Genomic DNA, 16,254 nt, shown 5'->3' on the forward strand with positions numbered 1-16,254 from the left:
GCTTATGATAAAAATCCCTGCTTACTTTGCTCTTACAATGGGTTAACTAGGTATAGACGGGGTTTATTAGGGTGTCAAAGCACGCTGCCTGAGTGAATTTACTCAGAAGTATCACGCGCAGAAAAAGAAGCTCAAAAAAAACAAAACCCCCGCTGGTATTCACCAGCGGGGGTTGTAGAAAAAAGCAGCAACGAAAATCAAATCAACCCGTATTGCGCATACCTGCAGCAATACCTGCCATGGTCACTTTCAGTGCTCGTTCCAGATCAGGGCTGATGGTTTCACTGCTGCGGTAACGCTTGAGCAATTCCGCCTGTAAATAGTTAAGCGGATCGACGTAAGGTTTACGCACCTCCAATGACTGGCGCAGCATCGGATCATCAGCCAAAAGCGTGTCTTGCTTCTTCATTTTATTGATCAAGCCTTCCAACGCTTTCAAATCACCGCGCAGTTCCTGCCCCAAACCACGGTATTCCATCGGCACCAATTGTTGCTCGTAATAGGTACAGATAGGGCCATCAGCTTTACCGATCACCATCTCTAACAGATCGAGGAAGCTGGAGAAAAACGGCCAGTTGCTGACCATGTCATCCAATAATTCAGGCTCTTTTTCCAATGCATATTCAAACGCCTGACGCGTGCCCAGCCATGCAGGCAGGTTCAAGCGTACTTGTGTCCAGGCGAATACCCATGGAATCGCACGCAAGCTTTCGACACCACCGGTCGATTTACGCTTGGCAGGACGGCTACCCAGCGCCAGTAGACTCAATTCTTGTTCTGGTGTCAGGTTGCGGAAGTAAGGAACGAAATCTTTATGGCCGCGAACAACACTGCGATACGCCTCAAGGCTGGCTTTACCCATGCGCTCAATCAGATCGCGCCACTCTTGTTTGGGCGATGCGTTAGGTGCCATGGTCGCACGCAGGGTCGCCACTACGTAAGATGACAAACTGCTGAACGCAACACGCGGCAAGCCGAACTTATAACGGATCATCTCGCCCTGCTCGGTCACGCGGATGCGGCCTTTGACAGAACCCGGCGGTTGCGATGCCATCGCTTTTTCCACAGGGCCACCACCACGGCCAACAGTGCCGCCACGGCCATGGAACAACACCAGCGACACACCGTATTTATCAGCCAAGGCCACCAATTTTTCCTGCGCTTTGTACTGCGCCCAAGTGGCTGCGATCTTGCCTGCATCTTTGGCGGAATCGGAGTAACCGATCATGACCGTCTGCTGATGCGCGGAATACTGTTGGTACCACTCCAGATCCCACAAACGCTCCATCACAATGGGTGCGCGATCAAGGTCATCAAGGGTTTCAAACAGCGGCACGATCGGCATATTCCAGGTCATACCGCACTCTTTCAACAAGAGTGCCACGGCCAGCACGTCTGACGGTTGCTGCGCCATAGAAATAATGTAGTGCGAGAGGATCTCGCGCGGCTCTTGCGCGACGATACGGCAAGTCGCCAGCACCTCAGCCGTTTCATCACTCATTGGCCATACGGGTGGCAACAATGGGCGCTTGCTGTTTAACGACTCCAACAGGAAGGCTTGACGCTCTTCTTCCGACCAGGCGCGGTAATCGCCCAGCCCGAGGTATTGCACCAGCTCATCGATCGCCTGCACATGGCGCTCGCCATCCTGGCGGATGTCCAGCGGAACCAGATTGATACCAAAGCAGTGAACACGACGGATGGTGTCTACCAGTGGGCCGTTGGCAATGTGTGGCAAGCCAACATCATTCAGCGAGCGGAAACACATCATCAATGGAGAGAGCAAATCTTCGCGGCTGGTAATCAGATCAACCGGCTCTTCTACAGCGCGGCCTTGCAAACGCGCTTCAGCCCACTCAAGGGTGGCCTGGATACGGCGGCGCAGGTCATACATGGCATCGCGGTACGGAGTTGCACTGCCAGGATAAAGCGCAAGCAGCTCATCGCTCGCTTCGCTCATACTCAGGTCGCCGCCCAGACTATAGATGTCGCGCGAGTAGAGCTCAGCCGCCATCCAGCGGCCCAGCAGCAATACTTCACGGGTAATTTTGTGCGTTACATTCGGGTTGCCGTCGCGGTCGCCGCCCATCCATGAGTAGAACTTGATGGGGCGGATATCCACTGGCAGTGAACCGCCCAGATGGCGTGAACACATGCGGTCCAAATGGCGGATAAAGTCAGGGACGGCTTGCCACAAGCTGTTTTCGATAACCGCAAAGCCCCACTTGGCTTCATCGACAGCCGTTGGGCGTGTAGTACGGATCTCATCGGTCGCCCAGATTTCCTCAACCAGACGATGCAAGCGACCACGCAGTTTGTCTTGTTCAAAAGCCAGCAAACTGCCGTTTTGGCGATCGGCCAGGGTGTCTACAATTTGGTCGTATTTACGGATAAGGGTGCGGCGGGTGACTTCAGTGGGGTGCGCGGTAAGCACCAGCTCGATACGTAATTTATTGATAACTTCGGTCAATGCGTCTTTGCCATGCTCTTTGGCGAACTCAAGAATCATGTTCTGCAGGCTGTCTTCACGTTCAGCTTCGGCACTGGAGAAGTACTCCTGATCGGCAATATTCGCCAGATTCAGGAATTGGTTGAAGGCGCGCACAATCGGCAGAATGTCACGATCATCCAGACTGCTCAGCATGGCAACCAGCGGAGCAGAATCACCATTTTCCGCTTTGGTAATAGCCTTTCCCAGTTTGCGGATACCCTCTACCTTGGAAAACAGCTCTTCTCCCTCGTGGGCATGAATGGTTTCACCTAAGAGCTCCCCCAGCAGGCGTACGTTTTCGCGCAGGGTTTCAGGCAGCTTTAACATTGGGTATCTCCAACAAATCGAGGGATTAAAAAACGCACAAGCGAATCACCAAAAGAGGGCGGCATTCTACGCCAACAACAAGGGCTAGGGTAGAAAGACAGCGTAAACACCAGACTCTGGCACTTAGCTTTCTCCCCAAACTCCAATAGTTATTCACAGTTTTAGATTATTCAGGCTTTTCGGCGGCCGCGCAGATTACAAAGGTGCACGCGCCTATGCAAGCGCACCAAGGCAATGCAGCAGCCAAGGGTGGATAAAAAACGTAAATTTAACGTCATTTACCCCGACATTCACTAAAAACCCATCCAGAACGGATCGCCAATACGCCTCCTACGCTGGCTATCGATAATCATCGCCTCTGCTTTGGTCAGGGTGTTTTAGCAATTGCAGGTACCCGCTGGATGCAGAGCAAATACTGTGCCCGTATCCAGCATCTTGAAAGTATCCACAGAAGCTGTGAATAACTCTGTGGATGCCACCGTAGTAAACCACTCCAACCCAGAAATGGCCTGCCTTATCCGGCACTGTTCATTTCATGGACGCCGCCACACAACGTCTTTTATCCCTCAACCGCCAGTGCCCACGTCAGAGGGCTCAATGTGACCCCAATCACCTTGCGTGTCGCTTAAATTTTCATCCGGACAAATTCACTATGTCCCTACCTAAAGTCGAACGCAAAAACACCGGATTGGCGAAAAGTCAGACTAGCGTTTTATGGCGGCCTCCATAGACTCGTCTCTGGATAAAAATTCCACTCACAGAGTGAGCCCTACTTTCATTTGGGGAATTTTTATTCATGTAATTACTTTTCATGCGTTTATTAATCAATGCGTTTTTAGTTAACACATCCAATATCAACCCCGATATTTAATGGAGCGAAAAAGTGAACATGAAAATAATCAATAATCGACCCGTGGTATCCCGACTCAAATCACTTAATGCATTGGGTTTTTCTGCACTTGTTGGCGCAGCAACGTTACTGAGCGCAGTTGACGTTAGCGCACACGGTTATGTGTCCAGCCCAAAAAGCCGCGCATTTTTGTGTACGTCTGCCCAAGGTGGTGGAAGCTCACCTGCGTGTGTTGCCGCAGCTGCAGCAGGAAACTCAAGCCAGTATGAACCGCAATCTATCGGTATTGGCGGAGCCAACGACAACCACCAAAGCCTGATCCCCGATGGCAAATTGTGTAGCGCCAATATTGGCAGTATGAATGGTTTAAACCTCGCCCGTGGCGATTGGGGCGCAACAACCGTGAGCGCAGGTACTCGTGCCTTCGTGTGGACCAATACCGCACAACACAAGACCAAATATTTCCGCTATTACATCACCAAGCAAGGCTTTAACCCGGCGACGACCCCATTAAAATGGTCCGACCTAGAACAAATTTATCAATCAGGCCCTTCTGATCGCGAAGCGACATCTACCCACATGGTCAATCTGCCAGCACGTACTGGCCGCCATATTGTGTACAGTATTTGGCAGCGCGATCCCGTAGCCGATGCGCCGGAAGCTTTCTATCAATGTATCGATGTTGTGTACGGAACATCTAACAGTTCTGTTCCTGTCGCGTCATCGTCTGCACCATCTTCTGTTGCGGTAACCAGCTCGTCGACCGGAACCACCTCCAGTATTTCCAGCAACACCTGCGCAGGCTTGCCAGAGTGGAATGCCACTACCGTGTACAACAAGCCACAGCAAGTACAACGTAACAGCAAACGTTACCAAGCTAACTATTGGACACAAGGAAACGACCCGGTTCTAACATCAGGCCAATACAATTACTGGTTGGATCTGGGCGCATGTAATGAAGGGGCGACTTCTTCTGTTGCATCATCCGTTGTTGTGGCAAGTAGCTCGAGCTCATCCGTGGCCTCATCGGTTTCAACCGGTAGCTGCACATCACCTGCTTATGTGAACGGTGCAAGCTACGCAACCGGCGCTAAAGTTGTTAACGGTGGCAGTGAATACCAATGCACCGTTGGTGGCTGGTGCTCACAAGGCGGCGCATATGCACCGGGAACTGGCTGGGCATGGACTAATGCGTGGTCACTGGTGCGCAGCTGCCAATAAAACGGTTTAGCAATAACGAGTAAAAAAAACGGCAACTTCGGTTGCCGTTTTTTTTGAAGCGATTTATTGCACCGCCATCGACATCACTACACTCGGGTAATTAGTAAATGGCCGCCAATCACAGTGACCCACCAATTGATATCCCCAGGATTTATACATTTCTATCAGTGGCTTTGCTGGCTCGGCGGTGTCTAATGCAATCGTCGCTACCCCCATTTGTTTCAGCAATGCCAAACCGCGCGCATGAATCGCCTTGCCAATACCCTTGCCTTTGTGTTCTGGCAATACGCCAAATTGCGCCACTGTCCATACCCTTGGGCTGCGATATAACTCAACTGGTGACTCTGGTTGGGGGCGACGAAATAAACAGGTTCCGACATATTCATCTTGATGTAATGCAACAAGACAAATGCCCATCGCGATCCGCCTTTTGGTGTCGTCAACCGTTTGGTGAGTTGCCCAATATTTCAACCCCGATGCCGCATGGGATGAATAAGCAGAACGAATCAACTCTGTTAGTTTTTCTATATCGTCTGAATCTTGAATTTCGCGAATCATTAATTCCATTTATAACTCCTGCTACCACTTAAGCGATACAACACCTTTAATTCATATTGATGAGCTCTACATTACCCGGTGTACAAAAACTTGCCTAGCCTTGGGGCGAAGCCTACCATGCCCCAAAAAGCCGGAAGTTGGGTATATGCCTCATATTGTAATTTTGGAAGATGAACCTTCAATTGCGGAAAGCCTGGTCTTTGTCTTGCAAGCGGAGAGTTTTACGACGCATTGGGAAACGCTGGCCGGTAAGGCAATTGATTATCTAAAAAATACACCTGTCGATTTGGTGATAATGGATGTCGGCCTTCCGGATATGACCGGCTTTGAAGCGTGTAAGCAGTTGCGCAAATTTTCAGAAGTGCCGGTGATTTTTTTAACCGCGCGCGGCGCGGAACTTGACCGGGTAGTCGGGCTGGAAATTGGCGCAGATGATTATGTGGTTAAACCTTTTAGTCCGCGCGAATTAGCCGCGCGAGTCAAAGCCATTCTCAAACGCACGCGCACTACCGCAGCACCCGAAACTGCAATTCATACACACGCCCTTCATGCTCTTGACCTTAGTAAAAGGAAAGACCTCGTTAATACGACGATCACTACATCAACGCAGGCCGATGAATTTTTGATTGATGATGTGCGCAAACAAATTTTTTATCACCAGCAGCCATTAACACTGACACGGCTGGAATTTTCGCTATTGCAAACATTGGTCGGCCAACCTGGGCGCGTGTTTAGCCGAGAGCAATTATTGGATGCTGTCGGCGTAAGTGCCGATGCCGGTTATGACCGCACCATCGATGGCCATATAAAAACCTTGCGCACCAAATTACGTGCTATTGCACCCGATGCAGAACCGATTAAAACCCAGCGCGGTTTTGGTTACGCCTACCAACCGCTTTCACGTTAACTGGTGTAATAAACTCCGGGGCGATTTTAAAAAGGAAATCCGATGAGTCTGAGCTTGCGAATATTTATTGTGTATCTGCTGTTTGTCGCACTGTGCAGTTATTTTGTGTTGCGCACGGTGATGGATGAAATACGCCCCGGTGTTCGCCAAACGACAGAAGAAACCTTAGTGGATACCGCGAATTTACTCGCCGAATTTTTACGCGAGCCGCTGCTCAATCGCCAACTGCAATCACCCTCAATTCGCGCCATATTGCTCGCCTACGGTCAGCGCCAACCCAACGCCAGTATTTGGGGTGTCAATAAATCACAAGTGAACCACCGCATTTATGTGACCGACAATAAAGGGATTGTATTGCTTGACTCCAGCGGGATAGCCGAAGGGCAAGATTATTCGCGCTGGAATGATGTATATCTTACGCTGCAAGGAAAATACGGCGCGCGTTCTTCGCTGGAAACACAAGGCGATGAAAGCTCCAGCATTATGTATGTGGCAGCCCCAATCATTCATGAAAAAAAGATTATTGGCGTTGTCTCAGTCGCAAAACCCAACCGCACTGTACAGCCGTTTATTGACCGCACCCAACAGCGCCTCGGTTTATTGGGCGCAGGCTTAATCTTGCTCGGGCTGATTTCCGGTGCGCTATTTTCGTGGTGGTTTAGCCGCGAGCTGCGCCGCTTGCGCGAATATGCGTTGAAAGTCAGCCAAGGGCAGCGCGCAGTGTTGGCTCCGGGGTTAATCAATAGTGGCGAGCTGGGGCAATTAGCGCAAGCGCTGGAATCCATGCGCAAGCAGTTGGATGGCAAAGCCTATATCGAACACTACATCCAAACTTTAACGCATGAATTAAAAAGCCCACTCGCAGGGATTCGCGCGGCGAGTGAATTATTGCAGTCACCGATGAGCGAGGAACAGCGGCAAAAATTTATCGGCAATATCGATACCGAAAGCCTGCGCTTACAACAACTCATTGAACGCTTATTGAATCTGGCGATGGTTGAGCAGCAGCAAAAGTTGCACGACCCGCAAACGCTATTATTGAAACCACTGATCGAATCACTGGTAAATGCGCACGCCGCACGCATTGCACAACAGGCGATCCAACTTCACATCAACATCGATGAAAATGCCAGCGTACATGGCGAGAAATTTCTGCTTGAGCAAGCGCTGTCAAACTTGCTGGACAATGCACTGGACTTTACCCCGCAAGGCGGTGAAATGACTATTCAACACACTCAGGAAAACGCACACAATGTGATTCAGGTTATCAATCAAGGGGAGCCGATTCCTGACTTCGCAATGGCGCGGCTTACTGAAAAATTTTTCTCCCTGCCTCGCCCTGCCACCGGCCGCAAAAGTACCGGCCTGGGATTAAGTTTTGTGCAAGAAGTGATGAGCCTTCATAACGGCGAATTGCGCTTGGAAAACACGCTTCAGGGTGTGAGTGCCCAATTGCGATTTTCGTAAACGTTTATTTTAAAACGCATCATCCACCCTAAACTCCACACAAACTCCATATTTCGCGCATCAATACTCCACATTCGCAGGCGACTATAGGTTCATCCCATCCACAAGGAGAACCTTATGAAAAAGCCTTTACTGTTTAAATTACTGACCATCGGCCTGTTAATGCTGTTGCTGTTGATTCCATTGGCGATGATTGGCAGCTCTATCGATGAACGCAAAGCCTACAGCGAACAAGTGGTACAAGACATTGCCAAAAGCTCCAGTTACAGCCAAACCATCACCGGCCCAATACTGGTGATTCCCTATATTAAAACTGAACGCATCGCCTATCTGAACGACAAAAAAGAACGCGTGTTTGAAGAAAAGGAAATCAAGGGCAAATTGTATTTCTTACCTGAGTTGTTACGTGTGGATACTGACATGAACACCGAGCTGCGCAAACGCGGTATTTATCGCGCACATTTGTATCACACACATAATCTGTTGGACGGCCACTTTTCGGTGCCCGAGCAATTTGGTTTGGGCGATGCGTTAGCAAATTACCAATTGCAACCTGCGTACATTGCGTTGGGCATCAGTGATATACGCGGCATCGAAAATGCACTGGATCTACAATGGAACCAAAAGACATTAACGGCTGAACCAGGTAGCCATCTCAGTGCGTTGGGCAACGGCGTTCATATTAATGTAGGCGATATTGAAGCCGCCAAAAAATACAGTTTCTCACTGCCACTTCAATTACAAGGCACAGGGCATTTCAATGTAATTCCGTTAGGTAAAGAAACGCACCTTGCGCTTAACTCCGATTGGCCTCACCCGAGTTTTATCGGCGATTACCTACCGGTGGAGCGCAGTATTTCCAGTAGTGGATTCTCCGCCCGATGGCAGACCAGTTTTTTCTCTACCAATATGTCTGAAGTCTTCGCTCGCTGCGTTAACAAACGTGAGTGCGATAGCTTTAACCAAACACAAATGGGGGTTAACTTAATTGACCCGATAAACCAATATGTAAAAAGTGATCGCGCAATTAAATATGCGCTGCTCTTTATCGCACTCACCTTTGCCGGATTTTTCCTGTTTGAAATATTAAAGCGCCTGCAAGTGCACCCTATCCAATACGCGCTCGTCGGTTTATCGCTGGCCTTTTTTTATCTGCTGTTAATTTCATTGTCCGAACATATTGGTTTTGCAACGGCGTATGGTGTTTCCGCAGCCGCGTGTGTGAGCTTGATCGGGTTTTATGTGAGTTATGTATTACACAGCATTGCACGCGCATTCGGTTTTACCCTTGGGCTCGCGCTGTTATATGCATTGTTATACGGCTTGCTCAGCGCGGAAGATTACGCATTGCTGATGGGATCGGTGCTGCTCTTTACCATGCTCGGTGCATTTATGGCACTCACACGAAATGTCGATTGGTACAACCTGAACGGTGCGAGTAAGTGAAAGATCGCTACGCAGCCACATTGTTGAAAACATCGGCATATCGCTAGCGCATCTATCCACAGAAACTGTGGATAAGTTTGTGGATGTACTTTTGGTAAGCCTCACAACCCCCGAAATACGGGGGCTTGGTGAGGTTGGTTACTATAGCAACACAGACTGCGCACAAAAAATATCAAAAAGCAGTTATCGATTATTTTGCAAACAACACAGCAGGATCAAGTATTTGCCCGCGATGGGTTAATTCAAAATGGAGGTGATTGGTTTGCGGCTTTGCGCCCATGCTGGCAAATGCCTGCCCAACCTTCAGGTGCGTGCCCACAGATACATTTACCTGATCCAAACGCACATAAGTGGATTGCAAACCTTGCGAGTGGGATATGCGCACCATAAAACCAATATCGTGCGGTGGCTTGGTAATGCTTTCAATGACACCGGCAGCGAATGCACGCACCGGTGTGACGGTCGCGCTTGCAACACCAGGGGCAAAATCAATCCCTGCATGAAATACATCGCGTGTTGGTAAATAGCAACCTAACGGCTCATGAAAATGCACGCCGCCGGTAATGCGCCCGTTTTCCAATGGCATCACATGCGGAATCGTCACCAGCGTTTTTACTGCATCGCCTTGAATAGCAGGCGATGCCGGTTTACCCGTTCCGCCCAGAAAAAAACTCACACACAGCAAGCTGACAAGCAACGTGAGTGGCGGCCACCAGCGGTAGGTGTCGGCATTAGGGCTGACCAACGCTTGCAAACGCAATTGCACATCTTGTGCGAGCAATGCGGGCACAGGAATTTCTTGCTGCTCTTTTACACCACCACCGAGTTGTTCAATTACGCGCAGTAATGTTTGTGCATAAACACGCGGATCAAAACCACAGCGGCGAATCGCCAGATGGTCACAGCAAATTTCACGCATCTGCGCCAACTGGCGATTGGCGTAACCAGGAGCGCTATGCAGGCCGCTTATCATGGGGAGGCGATACGCTGGGCGCAGTGGTTGCACTGTCGAGCGTATCAGCTGAACAAACGACCGATAACAATGAAATGAAATACGATGCGAACGGCATTCCCACCTTATTTGATTTATTAACACGTGAAACCAATTCTGCGATGGCGAAAATCGAATTCGCGCCGAGTGAAGAACATCATTATATGTTGTCATCACTCTACACCGAATTTTTGGATCACGAGTTGCGCAACATGTACCAGCTGCGCGCGGATCGTGCACGCAGTGCAACACACAACGATACAACCAATCCCACCAGCGGCGATTTGGTCGGTGTGCCGGTGCGCAGTTATTTGCAAGACGGCAATTACAAAACATCCACATTTACCAACACTCTGGGTGGCGATCATCAACTCACCGGGTGGAAACTCAACTGGCGTTTGAATTACACAGAAACCGAATCGGATGTGAGTTTGCCCATTGTGCTGCAAGACCAAACCAATCCATTGCAAATGCCTTCATTTAGTTACGACCGCAGCAACCCGAATATGCCGCGTGTGCAGCTCTACACTACTGTTAGCAATGGCGCGGGCGGTTATATCCGCGGCGAAGCCGTTTCGCGCATGAACCAAACCGGTTTTGGTGCACATAATTTACTGAATTATTTAATCAATTTGACGACCGAATCGGTGGTGGCAAAAACCGATGCGGAACACGAATGGCAAATGGGCAATGCCGATGCAAGATTATCGCTCGGTGTTCAACTGGATCAGCACGATGCAGGATCACCCGGCAGCAGTTCCGCACTCGTACCTGTCGGCCAACTGGCACAAGCAAACGGTTTAACACTGTCGCCCAATGATTTTGTGAGCGACACATTATGGAAAACTGATTTTGAGCGCGGCTTTGATGCAACCTATGTCGATAACATCGGCTTTCGCCGTCAGTTAAATAGCGTGATGGATTCGCTGATCGGCGCGGAAAAGTCGATCCGAAAAGTTTTTATCCTGCAGAAACCCGCTACGACATCAGCGAAGATGTTCTCAGCGTTTACGCCATGAATCGCTGGCAGTGGAACGAACAGGAAATTGTAGTGGGCGTGCGCGTTGAAAAAACGGAATTGGATAGCCAGGGATTTTTTAAAGATAACACCAGCACCACCAACATCGAATTAAGTAACAGCGAGACGCAAGTGTTCCCCAGTATTCACTGGAACATGGATATCAGTGAGCAAATGAAAATTCGCCTCGCTGCAGTCACCGGCACCAGCCGCCCCAACTTTACCGATTTGCGCGCAGGTGCTGTTGCCAATGACACCACTCAAACCGTCGGTGGTGGCAACCCCTATTTAAAACCCGAAATGGCACAAGGTATTGATGGTTCATGGGAGTGGTACTTCACCGATGCTGCGCTTGCATCCATCGGTGTTTTTTATCGCAAGGTCGATGATGTGCTTTATGACGCAACCACCAAAGTGGGCGACGATCGCTTTGACAGCGCCGGAATAGATCGCAGTAATTACGATTACGCCACTGTATTAAATGGCGATGAAGGTGAAATTTCCGGCGTTGAATTTGCGTACATGCACCAGTGGGAATTTTTACCAGAGCCACTACAAGGTTTTGGTATGCAAGCCAACCTCGCGCTGCTCGACAGTGAATTCACTACACCGGACGGGCGCAAATCCGCTTTCACCGGCACCTCCGATAAAGTCATCAACGCCTCAATCTTTTATGAAAACTATGGCTGGTCAGTGCAATTGAACTGGCAGTGGCGCGACGCTTGGTTGGATGACATTTCTGCCGATGCCACCAGTGATTACTACTGGAAAGATACCGAGCGTCTGGATCTTTCCGTGCGCTACCAACTTAATGACACCATCGGCTTCTATCTGGATGCCAATAACCTGAGCGATGAAATTGGTGTGCGCTATCAGGGAACAGAAGCATTACCCGTTGAGGTGGAAGGTTTTGGTCGTCGCTATTTGCTTGGTGTACGCGCGAGCTTCTAAAGCGCGAACGCGGGCATTCATAAAACTAATTTTAACTATGAGGTAATTATCATGAACCTGTTTGCAAAAAAGACTCTTTCCATTAACGTTCTCGCCGCCGCATTGTTAATTAGCGGCTGCCAAAACACGACGCACGAAACTGCTGCAACCAAGTCACCCGTCGTTATTCAACATGCACAATTGCTCACTCAAGAGCAGCCATTGTTAGCATCGTCACTGTTAGTAACCTGGACATTGAGCGATGCAAAAACGCCGGTGGATATTTATGTCGCCAATCATCCACACGATGAAAAAACACTGGTTGCGCGCAACGTTACCGGCAACAGTTATTTACTGCAGCGCACACCCGACTCGCGCCAGTATATTTTTGTGCAACCGAAAACAGGCGCAGGCCAGTGGGTAGCTGAGCGCGTATTGCCATTGGAAGGTGGATTTAATTTCCGTGACCTGGGCGGCTACAGCACTAACGATGGCCGCATGGTGCAATGGGGGAAAATTTACCGCAGCGGCACCATGGTCGATTTAACCCAGCGCGACTATGAATATTTGGGCAAGCTGGATATCAATGTTATGTGTGACTTCCGCTCGCGTGAAGAAATTCAACAGGAGCCCACAGCCTGGAAAAACTTTGCACCGGATGCGGATTATCAAACCAAAGATTATTCCATGCGCGAAATGATGTCCGCATCGCTGCGTTTTGATCAGGTTAAAACTGCCGAACAAGCGCAAGAAATGTTTAAAGGCTTTTATCGCACTGGCCCTTACCGCTTCAAAAATGAATTGAGCAAAATGTTTAACGATCTTGCCGACAACAAAGCCCCACTCGCCTTTAATTGCTCAGCGGGCAAAGACCGCACCGGCATGGCCGCCGCGCTCGTACTTACCGCGCTGGACGTACCGCGCAATTTAATTGAGCAAGACTATGCGTTAACCGAAAAAGTCGCCAACTTTGGCCAGCGCGAAATGCTGCGCCGCATGCGCGCCGAACAACAAGGTAAAACCGCTGAAGCGCCTCACTCAGGCATAGCGGCCATGCCTGCAGAAGCGCGCAATGTCTTTATGGGTTCAGACCCTATTTTTATTCAAGCAATGTTTGAAGAATTGGAAAAAAATCACGGCAGCGCACGTAATTTTATTCGCGATGAATTAAACATCGACGACCAAAAAATTGCGCGGATCCAGAAGTTATATTTAATGGACGTAAAATAACCAGTTAGCTAACACGGATTTTTTAAACCCGGGCGGTATGACCGCCCGCGGTGATTTGATTTAATGCCCGTTATTAATGTGATCGATTGTTCATTATTTCCCATGAAAATCTAAAATTATCGCGCCCACACAACAGAATGAGGTGATACCGAAAATTTGGTCTATGCTAAATGATTATTTGTTAGACCAGAGGATTTATAATCCCAAAAGGAGGCCGCATGACATGCCAACGAATGCAGAAATTAACGTTTGCACTGGCCACACTCTTCGCGCTGGACACACCTTCCTGCCTTGCTATCACTGATTACTTCGATATGTCACTTGAGCAACTCATGCAAATAGAGGTGCTCAGTGTTTCCAAAAAATCAGAGATGGCTGCACAAGCAGCTGCGGCTGTTTACGTCGTGACGAATGACCAAATCCAGCGCTCTGGCGTTACCACCATTCCTGATGCCTTGCGCATGATCCCCGGCGTGCAGGTTGCACGCTCCGATACCAATAGCTGGGCAATCAGCATCCGCGGTTTTAACAGCACACTGGCTAATAAATTATTAGTACTTATTGACGGACGCAGCATCTACAACCCGGTTTTTGGCGGTACCCTGTGGGAAGCACATGACCTTATGCTGGAGGATATCGAGCGCATTGAAGTCATCCGTGGCCCCGGCGGTACACTGTGGGGAGCCAACGCGGTAAACGGTGTCATTAACATTATCACCAAGCACAGCCGCGATACCCAAGGCAACCTCGCCAGTGCACTCTATGGCAATGAACAAAAAGGGATTGTCAGCGTGCGCCACGGAGGGAAACTGGACAATAAAGGCAGTTACCGTGTCTATGCCAAAGGCTTCCGGCAAGATCCATCACATAAACCTGACGGTGGCGACACCTACGACGCCTGGGATGGCCTACGCACCGGTTTTCGTGCAGATTGGGGCAATAAGTTTACCCTGCAAGGCGATGCCTACCGTACCAACGCTGAACAATTGCGCATCGATTATTCACTCATAGCGCCTTACATGCCCGTAAAGCAACAAGATATCCGATACCAAGGTGCACATTTGCTAGGCCGCTGGAGCGATCTACGAACGGATCATTCACAATTAAGTATCCAGGCTTATATCGATTGGACAAAACGCGATGAGCCGTTCAATTTTGTCGATGACCGCATCACCTACGATCTGGATGTGCAGTACAACTTCACCCCGCGTAAAGCTCATGAACTTGTTATCGGAGGAGGTTTGCGCTTGCTCAGCGATGACAAACAAGGCAACCGCAATGTGCAATTTTCGCCGCAAAAGCGCCGCGATGAGCTGTACAGTTTTTTTATCCAGGACAAAATTACCCTGCAACCCGAAAAATGGTTTTTAACACTCGGCTCTAAATTTGAACACAATGATTTTTCTGGCCATGAACTCCAACCTAATATTCGATTGCAATGGAACGCTACTGCAAAACAAACACTGTGGTCAGCAATTTCACGCGCAGTGCGCACCCCTACTGCAATCGAAGAAGATGCCACCAGCACCCTGGGCACTGCAGCCAATGCGCGCCTGGCCATAGTGCCAAATGACCACTTTCATCCGGAAGAATTGGTGGCCTACGAGTTAGGTTATCGCCAGCAAATCAACTCCCGAATGTCTGTGGATATCACCGCTTTCTATAACGACTATCAACACCTGATGACCACCAGAATCCAGACTCCACAATTAGTGATCAATGATGTTGATCCACCACATCTTTTCATTCCCGTACAATTCACTAATAACATGCAAGGAAAAACCCGGGGGTTTGAGATCGCCAGCAACTGGGCATTCACTGAACACCTGAATGTCGTCATGAATTATGCCTACCTGAACTTACAGCTCGATGCAGTTGACGCTGCACAAAAAAGTGCGACGCAACTTTACCCTCGCCACCAAGCCGGTATTGCGCTGTTTTATAGTTTTGGCAACCAATGGACATTGGATACCACGGCGACTTATGTAGACCAATTAGCGACAACGTCCGCTTACATCCGCTGGAACTTGAACCTGGGAAAACAACTAGGAAAACACTTGCGGTTTAATCTGGTGGGGGAAAACCTGGGTGATAACCAACATCAAGAATTTGGTAGCGCTGCCGATTTAAATGCAGCAGAAATAGAACGCAGTCTATTTGCCAAAGTTACCTGGCAATTTTAACGGGCAACTGCGAATATAAGTGATAGGCATAAACCTGTTACCAAAAAAATACGATAGATGATGGTCAGCGCTCTTACCATCACGAGGGATTCAATTGCCACAGCGTATAGTTAAGTGCAGCCGCAAAACTCACCCACAGCAAATAAGGAACTAACAACACACCGGCAGCGGGTGTAATTCGCCAAAACATCACCAGAGTAGCTGCAATCAGCAACCACAAGAGCACTATATCGACAAACGCCAGAGCACTATCGCGCCAATAAAAAAATAGCCAGCTCCAGATGGCATTGGCGATCAGCTGGGCAATAAACAACAGCAGCGCCATGCGCGCCCTACTGCCACTATTTGCACCAAATCCATCAATACGCCACACCAGCCAAGCCGCAATCGCCATGAGCGTATACAACACTGTCCACACCGGGCCAAACAACCAGGCTGGCGGTGCCCAATCGGGGCGTATTAATTCTGCATAGAAAGGTGCCGCCTGAATGGATGCCGCACCGCCAATCGCGGCAGTCACAACACTCAGTAATAGCCAGGCAAAAAGGCCGATAATTTGTTGGTTTCTTGAAAGGCTCATAGATCAATCCGTTAGTGTGAATAAAAACGACTGGGCATCAACTTATTGATGATAG

The 16,254-nt window shown here is 49.3% G+C and carries 12 protein-coding genes; 8 read left to right on the forward strand and 4 right to left on the reverse strand.

Going from position 1 to position 16,254, the window contains the following annotated elements:
• Positions 1–202 precede the first annotated feature (202 nt).
• A complete protein-coding gene (ppc, locus tag B2739_RS03960; protein WP_331344572.1) occupies positions 203–2,818 on the reverse strand; it encodes a phosphoenolpyruvate carboxylase in 2,616 nt (871 codons plus the stop codon).
• A gap of 889 nt (positions 2,819–3,707) precedes the next feature.
• On the opposite strand from ppc, the gene B2739_RS03965 reads away from it, so the two are divergent.
• Complete coding sequence (locus B2739_RS03965; RefSeq protein ID WP_331344623.1) at positions 3,708–4,889, forward strand: lytic polysaccharide monooxygenase; 1,182 nt, start codon at positions 3,708–3,710, stop codon at positions 4,887–4,889.
• A gap of 63 nt (positions 4,890–4,952) precedes the next feature.
• Here B2739_RS03965 and B2739_RS03970 read toward each other — a convergent pair whose 3' ends face one another.
• Entirely contained in the window at positions 4,953–5,456 is a 504-nt protein-coding gene (locus B2739_RS03970) for a GNAT family N-acetyltransferase (RefSeq protein ID WP_331344573.1), read from the reverse strand.
• Between the two features lie 136 nt (positions 5,457–5,592).
• Between B2739_RS03970 and creB the strand changes: the two genes are divergently transcribed.
• The 3 genes from creB to creD all read left to right on the forward strand — a co-directional run bounded on the left by creB (position 5,593) and on the right by creD (position 9,267).
• Positions 5,593–6,354 (forward strand): two-component system response regulator CreB, encoded by a 762-nt coding sequence (gene creB, locus B2739_RS03975; RefSeq protein ID WP_331344574.1) that lies wholly within the window; start codon positions 5,593–5,595, stop codon positions 6,352–6,354.
• A gap of 42 nt (positions 6,355–6,396) precedes the next feature.
• Positions 6,397–7,821 (forward strand): two-component system sensor histidine kinase CreC, encoded by a 1,425-nt coding sequence (gene creC, locus B2739_RS03980; protein ID WP_331344575.1) that lies wholly within the window; start codon positions 6,397–6,399, stop codon positions 7,819–7,821.
• A 117-nt stretch (positions 7,822–7,938) separates the two neighbouring features.
• A complete protein-coding gene (gene creD, locus B2739_RS03985) occupies positions 7,939–9,267 on the forward strand; it encodes a cell envelope integrity protein CreD (RefSeq protein ID WP_331344576.1) in 1,329 nt (442 codons plus the stop codon).
• Between the two features lie 190 nt (positions 9,268–9,457).
• Here creD and B2739_RS03990 read toward each other — a convergent pair whose 3' ends face one another.
• A complete protein-coding gene (locus B2739_RS03990; protein ID WP_331344577.1) occupies positions 9,458–10,186 on the reverse strand; it encodes a peptidoglycan DD-metalloendopeptidase family protein in 729 nt (242 codons plus the stop codon).
• Here B2739_RS03990 and B2739_RS03995 point away from each other — a divergent pair.
• The 4 genes from B2739_RS03995 to B2739_RS04010 all read left to right on the forward strand — a co-directional run bounded on the left by B2739_RS03995 (position 10,120) and on the right by B2739_RS04010 (position 15,619).
• The gene (locus B2739_RS03995) at positions 10,120–11,277 is read left to right on the forward strand and encodes a hypothetical protein (protein ID WP_331344578.1); all 1,158 of its coding nucleotides are present in this window, start codon (positions 10,120–10,122) and stop codon (positions 11,275–11,277) included. The two genes, B2739_RS03990 and B2739_RS03995, sit on opposite strands and share 67 nt — an antisense overlap.
• On the forward strand, positions 11,244–12,227 hold the full coding sequence (locus B2739_RS04000) for a TonB-dependent receptor domain-containing protein (protein ID WP_331344624.1): 984 nt from the start codon (positions 11,244–11,246) through the stop codon (positions 12,225–12,227). Before B2739_RS03995 ends, B2739_RS04000 begins: the two co-directional genes overlap by 34 nt.
• Before the next feature lie 51 nt (positions 12,228–12,278).
• The gene (locus B2739_RS04005; protein ID WP_331344579.1) at positions 12,279–13,436 is read left to right on the forward strand and encodes a tyrosine-protein phosphatase; all 1,158 of its coding nucleotides are present in this window, start codon (positions 12,279–12,281) and stop codon (positions 13,434–13,436) included.
• A gap of 218 nt (positions 13,437–13,654) precedes the next feature.
• The gene (locus tag B2739_RS04010) at positions 13,655–15,619 is read left to right on the forward strand and encodes a TonB-dependent receptor (RefSeq protein ID WP_331344580.1); all 1,965 of its coding nucleotides are present in this window, start codon (positions 13,655–13,657) and stop codon (positions 15,617–15,619) included.
• Positions 15,620–15,698: 79 nt separating this feature from the next.
• Here the strand turns inward: B2739_RS04010 and B2739_RS04015 are convergent, their stop codons facing one another.
• A complete protein-coding gene (locus B2739_RS04015; RefSeq protein WP_331344581.1) occupies positions 15,699–16,199 on the reverse strand; it encodes a TspO/MBR family protein in 501 nt (166 codons plus the stop codon).
• Positions 16,200–16,254: the final 55 nt, after the last annotated feature.

This window comes from Cellvibrio sp. UBA7661 (assembly GCA_002483365.1).
Classification (GTDB): Bacteria; Pseudomonadota; Gammaproteobacteria; order Pseudomonadales; family Cellvibrionaceae; genus Cellvibrio.

Excerpts from the sequence above, each read along its gene's own strand:
- B2739_RS04010 (WP_331344580.1), top strand. The coding sequence starts at position 13,655 with ATGACATGCCAACGAATGCAGAAATTAACGTTTGCACTGGCCACACTC.
- creC (WP_331344575.1), top strand. The coding sequence starts at position 6,397 with ATGAGTCTGAGCTTGCGAATATTTATTGTGTATCTGCTGTTTGTCGCA.
- creB (WP_331344574.1), top strand. The coding sequence starts at position 5,593 with ATGCCTCATATTGTAATTTTGGAAGATGAACCTTCAATTGCGGAAAGC.
- B2739_RS04005 (WP_331344579.1), top strand. The coding sequence starts at position 12,279 with ATGAACCTGTTTGCAAAAAAGACTCTTTCCATTAACGTTCTCGCCGCC.
- ppc (WP_331344572.1), bottom strand. The coding sequence starts at position 2,818 with ATGTTAAAGCTGCCTGAAACCCTGCGCGAAAACGTACGCCTGCTGGGG.
- B2739_RS03990 (WP_331344577.1), bottom strand. The coding sequence starts at position 10,186 with ATGCGTGAAATTTGCTGTGACCATCTGGCGATTCGCCGCTGTGGTTTT.
- B2739_RS04015 (WP_331344581.1), bottom strand. The coding sequence starts at position 16,199 with ATGAGCCTTTCAAGAAACCAACAAATTATCGGCCTTTTTGCCTGGCTA.
- B2739_RS03965 (WP_331344623.1), top strand. The coding sequence starts at position 3,708 with ATGAAAATAATCAATAATCGACCCGTGGTATCCCGACTCAAATCACTT.
- B2739_RS03970 (WP_331344573.1), bottom strand. The coding sequence starts at position 5,456 with ATGGAATTAATGATTCGCGAAATTCAAGATTCAGACGATATAGAAAAA.
- creD (WP_331344576.1), top strand. The coding sequence starts at position 7,939 with ATGAAAAAGCCTTTACTGTTTAAATTACTGACCATCGGCCTGTTAATG.